Source organism: Stenotrophomonas sp. ZAC14D2_NAIMI4_7 (assembly GCF_003086675.1).
Classification (GTDB): Bacteria; Pseudomonadota; Gammaproteobacteria; order Xanthomonadales; family Xanthomonadaceae; genus Stenotrophomonas.
In genome coordinates this window covers 699,461-705,945 of sequence record NZ_CP025995.1, presented here as the reverse complement: position 1 = coordinate 705,945, position 6,485 = coordinate 699,461, and the positions used below count along the sequence as shown (strand labels likewise).

General features: G+C 67.9%; 6 protein-coding genes. 2 read left to right on the top strand and 4 right to left on the bottom strand.

Features of this window, described 5'->3' with window-relative positions; genetic code table 11:
- Positions 1 to 268 (bottom strand): transposase (locus C1922_RS20625; RefSeq protein WP_234413458.1); only part of this gene is annotated, 268 nt, incomplete at its 3' end.
- 713 nt (positions 269 to 981) lie between these two features.
- On the opposite strand from C1922_RS20625, the gene C1922_RS03185 reads away from it, so the two are divergent.
- Positions 982 to 3,096, top strand: a complete 2,115-nt coding sequence (locus tag C1922_RS03185; RefSeq protein ID WP_108748467.1) for a glycosyl hydrolase family 18 protein — start codon at positions 982 to 984, stop codon at positions 3,094 to 3,096.
- An 81-nt stretch (positions 3,097 to 3,177) separates the two neighbouring features.
- Here the strand turns inward: C1922_RS03185 and C1922_RS03180 are convergent, their stop codons facing one another.
- Positions 3,178 to 3,960: a DsbC family protein gene (locus tag C1922_RS03180; protein WP_108748466.1), complete on the bottom strand. Its 783-nt coding sequence runs from the start codon at positions 3,958 to 3,960 to the stop codon at positions 3,178 to 3,180.
- Between the two features lie 99 nt (positions 3,961 to 4,059).
- A complete protein-coding gene (gene xerD / locus C1922_RS03175; protein WP_108748465.1) occupies positions 4,060 to 5,037 on the bottom strand; it encodes a site-specific tyrosine recombinase XerD in 978 nt (325 codons plus the stop codon).
- A 56-nt stretch (positions 5,038 to 5,093) separates the two neighbouring features.
- On the opposite strand from xerD, the gene C1922_RS03170 reads away from it, so the two are divergent.
- The gene (locus tag C1922_RS03170) at positions 5,094 to 5,585 is read left to right on the top strand and encodes an RDD family protein (protein WP_108748464.1); all 492 of its coding nucleotides are present in this window, start codon (positions 5,094 to 5,096) and stop codon (positions 5,583 to 5,585) included.
- Positions 5,586 to 5,611: 26 nt separating this feature from the next.
- On the opposite strand, the gene C1922_RS03165 is transcribed toward C1922_RS03170, so the two are convergent.
- Positions 5,612 to 6,472, bottom strand: coding sequence for a hypothetical protein (locus C1922_RS03165; protein ID WP_108748463.1), 861 nt, complete (start codon positions 6,470 to 6,472; stop codon positions 5,612 to 5,614).
- Between the last annotated feature and the right edge of the window lie 13 nt (positions 6,473 to 6,485).

Below are 6,485 nucleotides of genomic sequence, written 5' to 3'. Positions count from 1 at the left end.
CGCTGCCGATCTGGAAGAAAGTGGTCGCTTCGCGCGCGGACATGCCGTCCTGGCTCATCTTCTCCAGGACGGCCAGCTTGAACTGGAGATCGTAAGACCGGGGTTTGCGGTTAAACCCCTGACGACCATGCAGCCGGTAGGTCGCTGCCCACCGCCTCACCGTGGAGAACTCCAGGCCATGGCGGCGGGCAACGGCCTTGACCGATGTGGAGGTGTTACAGGCCTCCTTGGCGACCTGCAATTTGAAACAAACCTCATATCTATTCATGCAAACCTCGGGGTCGGATCAGGTGTCCAACTCCCGGGGGTCACTTCACCATGGGGGCTTGGTCGCGGCATCCATGCCGCTCACACCCCCGCAACCGGACCCACCCCGCCTCCGACAGTTTCCCGCGAGCTGCCGGAACGGCACGGGGTCGGATCCCGTTGCTTCACAACGGGCTCTGACCCCGGATCTGTTGCGATATCGGATGGATCCATCCACGCATGGCGTGGATGAGAGCGCAGCGACCGGCGTCTGCTTTTGAATTTTTCTTTTGTCTTTCGTGGCTGGCGCGCGCAGGAACCTGTCCGTGGCCGGGCGGGTGGGTTGCGCAGGGGCGCAGGCGCCATGGATGGCGCCTACGAGCTTACAAGGACGTACTTGCAGCGTCCCCTGCGCAACCCACCCGCCCGGCCCTCCCCCAGAAATCCGCTGTTCGCCGCAATCCGCAGCCACGAGGGGGCTCCGCCGATGGCAGCCAACCGCGCGCCAGCGCCGCTCTTCGCGGGAACCCCGAAATCCCGGAACCATGCGCTGGCTCACGGATTGACCCGGCAATTGATGACAACGTTGTCCCTACCCGGCCAGCCGGACTCTCTCCCCGGCCCGGCCAGGTACCCCGTCCGCTCCCACCGTCGCCTTCCCCGGCGACGCCCGGACCTGCGTTACGCGCGGTGCCATCGGGGCCCGCGCGCCTCTTGGTCGATCGGAGAAACACCATGTACGACACGTTTGTGCAGAGTGCCGATGTACGCAGTGCCGAACCTTCCCCCCGCCGCTGTCGCCCGCGCCGCCTGGCCTGGCTGCTGGCCCTGGCCGCCGGGGCCGTCGCCCTGCCCGGCCTGGCCCAGGCCGCCAGCTGTGCCGGCGTGGCCGAATGGGACCAGGCCAGAATCTACCGGGCCGGCGACACCCTGCAGAAGGCAGGCGTGCTCTACCGGGCCAACCAGGACATCTGGAACGCCCCGCCGGACCACCCGGCCGGGGCGCCCTACTACACCAACCTGGGCGCCTGTGATGGCAGCAGCGCCAACCAGCCGCCGGTGGTCAGCCTGACCTCCCCGGCCAATGGCGCCAGCTTCAGCGCGGGCAGCACGATCACGGTCAGCGCCTCCGCCAGCGACACCGACGGCAGTGTCAGCAAGGTCGAGTTCTTCCGCGATGGCAGTTCCATCGGGGTGGACACCAGCGCCCCGTACAGCGCCAGCTGGGCCAACGCCAGCGCCGGCAGCCACACCCTGCGCGCGGTCGCGACCGACAACAACAACGCCACCACCAGCACGCCCACCATCACCATCACGGTGAACGCGGCCAGCGGCGATACCACCGCGCCCAGCGTGCCCGGTGGCCTGGCGGTGGGAACGCGCACGTCCAGCAGCATTGCGCTCAGCTGGAACCCGTCCACCGACAACGCCGGCGGCAGCGGTGTGGCCGGCTACGACGTGTACCGCAACGGCAGCCTGGTCGGCTCGCCGTCCAGCGCCAGCTATGTCGACGGCGGCCTGACCGCCTCCACCACCTACAGCTACCGCGTGCGAGCCCGCGACAACGCCGGCAATGCCTCGGCACAGGGCACCGCGACCAGCGCCACCACCCTGGCCGACAGCGGTAGCGGCACCGGCAAGCGGGTCATCGGCTACTTCACCCAGTGGGGCATCTATGGCCGCAACTACCGGGTGAAGAACATCGACAGCAGCGGCTCGGCCGCCCACCTCACCCACATCAACTACGCCTTTGGCAACGTGCGCAACAACCGCTGCGAAGTGGGCGTCACCCAGGCCTCCGATCCGAACACGGGCGTGGGTGGCGACGCCTTCGCCGACTACACCAAGGCCTTCGGTGCAGGCGAAAGCGTAAGCGGCAGCGCCGACAGCTGGGACCAGCCGCTGCGCGGCAACTGGAACCAGTTGAAGCAGCTGAAGGCGAAGTACCCCAACGTGAAGGTGCTGATCTCGCTGGGCGGCTGGACCTGGTCGCGTGGTTTCTCCAGCGCCGCGCAGCCGGCCAATCGGCAGGCGTTCGTGGCCTCGTGCATCGACGCCTACATCAAGGGCAACCTGCCGGTGACCGACGGCGCAGGCGGCACCGGTGCGGCACTGGGCGTATTCGACGGCATCGACATCGACTGGGAATACCCGGTGGCCTGTGGCCTGGCCTGCGGCACGCCGGAGGACAATGCCAACTTCACCGCGCTGCTTGCCGAGTTCCGCCGCCAGCTGGATGCGGTGCGCCCCGGGCTGCTGCTCACCGTGGCGGTGGGTGCCGGCATCGACAAGGTGCGGGTGACCGACCCGGCCGCGTACCACCCGTACCTGGACTACATCAACGTGATGACCTACGACTTCCACGGCGCGTGGGATGCGAAGACCAATCACCACTCGGCGCTGTTCGATTCGCCCAATGATCCGTCCACCGGTGATACCGCGCTGTACAACAGCAACGATGCGATCGAGGCGTTCATCAGCCGCGGCGTGCCGGCAGCCAAGTTGAACCTGGGCATCGGCTACTACGGGCGTGGCTGGACCGGGGTGGCCAACGCCAACAACGGCCTGTACCAGACCGCCACCGGTGCGGCACCAGGCACCTACGAAGCCGGCATCGAAGACTGGAAGGTGCTGAAGAACCTGGCGTGGTCCAGCTACACCGACAACACCGCCGGTGCCACCTGGATCTACAACGGCAGCACGCTCTGGAGCTTCGACACCCCGGCCAACATCACCCGCAAGATGGGGTACGTGAAGACCCAGGGCCTGGGCGGCGCGTTCGTCTGGGAATTCAGCGGCGACGATGCGCAGGGCACGCTGACCAAGGCGGTCAGTGATGGCTTGAAGTAAGCAAAAGGCCGGGGACGCATCGCGTCCCCGGCCTTTCGCAGACGTGCGACATCCGCCGGGGCAACCCCGGCGGCATTCCAATCAACGCTTGGCCGACAGCTTCTCCAGCGCGGCGCGCAGCTGTGCCGGCGGCAGGTAGCCGCCCAGCTGGGTGCCATCGGGCGCGAAGATGGCCGGCGTGCCATTCACCCCCAGCTGCTGGCCCAGTGCGTACTGCATGGCCACCGGGTTGGTGCAGTTCTTGGCCGGCACACTGCCACCGCGCTTGGCGTTGGTCAGCGCCTGCCGGCGATCAGCCGCGCACCAGACCGAGATCATGTCGGTGTAGTCCTTGCTGCCCAGCCCCATGCGCGGGAACGCCAGGTATTCGACGGTGATGCCGTTGCGATTGAGCTCGGCGATGTCCTGGTGCAGCTTGCGGCAGTACCCGCACTCAATGTCGGTGAACACGCTGATGGTGTACTTGGCATTCGGCGCGGCGAACACGATGCGGTCGCCATGGTTGGCCTTGGCCAGCAGGCCACGCCGGTAATCCAGCAGCCCCGCACTGTTGGCCGGCCCGCGCGCCTGGGTGTCATACGGCTGCGACTGGAACAGGTAGCGGCCATCGTCGGACACGTACAGCAGCTGGCCCGACACCAGCACTTCGCGGAAGCCGGGGAACGGCGCGGCGCCGATGTAGTCGATGGTGAAGCCCGGGTTCAGTGCCGACAGCGCGGTGCGCACTGCCTGTTCGGCGGCAGGGTTGGCCGCCGCCGGCCGGGGGGCCGCAGCAGCAGGGGCCTTGGCGGCGGGCGGTGCCGGCTGCGCACAGGCGGTCAGGCTGAGCGCGCCGAACACAGCGGCAATGGCGAATCGGAGCATGGAGCAACCTGCTGGGAAGATGACTTCCGATTCTGACACAGGCCCGGCAGCGGCACCGCGAACGCGAGCACACACCCGCGCGCGGGTTCAGCCGCCCGCTCAGCCGCGTGGGTGGTGGCGGGCGTGCAGCTGTTGCAAGTGCTCGCGCGCAACCAGCGTGTAGATCTGGGTGGTGGACAGCGAACTGTGGCCCAGCAGCATCTGCAGCGCGCGCAGGTCTGCACCACGGTTCAGCAGGTGGGTGGCGAAACTGTGGCGCAGGCCGTGCGGGCTGATCCGCGCCGGGTCGATGCCGGCCACCTGCGCGTGCCGCTTGACCAGGTGCCAGAACGCCTGCCGGGTCAGTGCGTGCAGGCTGGGTTCGATGAACAACGGCGTCTGCCCGTCGGCAAGCGCCTGCACTTTGCCCTTGCCCACCATCAGCGGGCGCGCGTCGTGCAGGTAACGTTCCAGCCAGTGCTGCGACTCTTCGCCCAGCGGTACCAAGCGTTCCTTGCTGCCCTTGCCGGTCACCCGCAGCACGCCCTGGCGCAGGTTCACGGCCGTGGCCGGCAGCAGCACCAGTTCGCTCACGCGCAGGCCCGCGGCGTACATCAGTTCCAGCATGGCCCGATCGCGCAGGCCCAGCGGGCTGTCGATATCCGGTGCCGCCAGCAGTGCATCGATCTGGCTCTCGGCCAGGGCCTTGGGCAGCAGGCGCGGCAGCTTCGGCGGATCCAGCAGCGCACTGGGGTCTTCGCTGCGCTCGCCACGGCGCACGGCATCGGCAAAGAAGGCGCGCAGGGCGGACAGCAGACGTGCGTTGCTGCGCGGCGACCAGCCATGACGCGTGCGCCAGGCCAGGTAATCGAACAGGCCCGGGCGTTCTACCCCGGCCAGGCCGCCATCGCGGCCGTCCAGCCAGCGCGCCAGGCCTTCCAGATCGCGCCGGTAGCTGTCCAGGGTGGCGCGGGCCAGGCCATTCTCGGCCCAGGCCGCGTCCAGGAAACGCTGGACGCGCGCACTGTCTTCGCCGCGCGGCTCGGGCAGTTGCTGGACCAGTTGGCGACGCTCGGCGGGGGTGGAAACAACGGCCATGCACGCAGGATACGTGGGCCGCTGCGGGCAGGGCCAGCTTTGCGTATGCTCGGCGCATGTCCAGCCCCGCCAGTGAAAGGGTCCCCGCGGCCGCGCCCGGTTCCGATCGCCCCCGCACGTTGCTGCTGTGGCGCCTGCTGGCCCTGTTCTACGACCTGTGGCCGGTGCTGGCGCTGTGGATGCTGGCCGGCACGGTGTTCACCGTGGCCTATACGGTCAGTGGCCATGCGCAGCGCGACAACATCGCACCGTTCAGTGCCTGGCAGTGGCTGCTGTGGGCGGTGTGCTGGGTCATCACCGGTGCCTATGCCACGGCCAGCTGGCGGCGCGGCGGGCAGACGCTGGGCATGCGCCCGTGGCGGCTGAAGCTGGAAACGCGCGATGGCACGGCGCTGCGGCGCGGCCAGTTGTGGCGGCGTTTCGCCATGGGCACGCTGTCGCTGCTGCTGGGCGGGCTGGGGTTCTGGTGGGCGTGGCTGGATCGCGAACGCCTGACCTGGCACGACCGCGCCAGTGGCACCCGTATGGTGCGGGTGCCCAAGCGCTGAAGGAATCGGCCGGGCATGGCCCGGCGCTACCGGTCAGCTGGCAGGATCACCGCCGGCTGTGCCCACAGTTCGAAGAACTGCGACGAGAACGCGGTGGCCTTGACGTCATCGGGCACCGGGATCTTGCCGTTGAGCTTGCCCTGGGCCTTGGCGAACTCCTGCCACAGCTTCAGACTGGCCTTCTTCAGGCGCTTCTGCTCACCGGCATCGCTGGCGGCCAGATACTGCGCGTACAGGTCGCGCATCGGCTTGCCCTGTTCCTCGAATGCGGCCGGCAGCTCCGGCAGGCTGGTTTCGGTGAACGCGACCGTTGCCTGCGGGGTCTGGTAACCCGCGGGCCCGAAGGCGGCCCGCAGATCGTCCTCGGCGTCCAGGTACTCAAAGAAGCCGGGCACGTTGAAGAGCTTGGTGCGGTAGTCCGAAGACGTGTCCGGGCTGTTGGAGACCACCGTGGTCGGCAGTTCACCCAGCAGGCCCACGTCCCAGCTGCGCGGAATGAACAGGCCGGTCGCCTTCACGTAGGGACCGTCGATCACCACGTCATTGAGCTCGACCTTCGACGCAAGCCCGCCGGAATTGGTCTTGCTGGTGACGTACTGCTCGGTGACGATGACGTACTCGCCCAGCGTCGGGTTGATCAGGCCACCGATGCCATCGGCATAGACCACCATGCGCACCGTGCCGATCTTCTCGTTCTGCAGCCGGTGCTGGCCGGGCTCCAGGCTGATCGGTACCGTGGTGTGCGCCGGAATGACGTGCGGCTGCGCGTCGATGGTCAGGGTGACCGGCGTGTCGGTGGGGTTGTCGATCTCGAAATCGACCGGACCTGAACAGCCGACCAGCAACAGCAGGGCGGCAAGCGAGGGAAACAGACGTGCGCGGATCATGTTCATCCTTGAA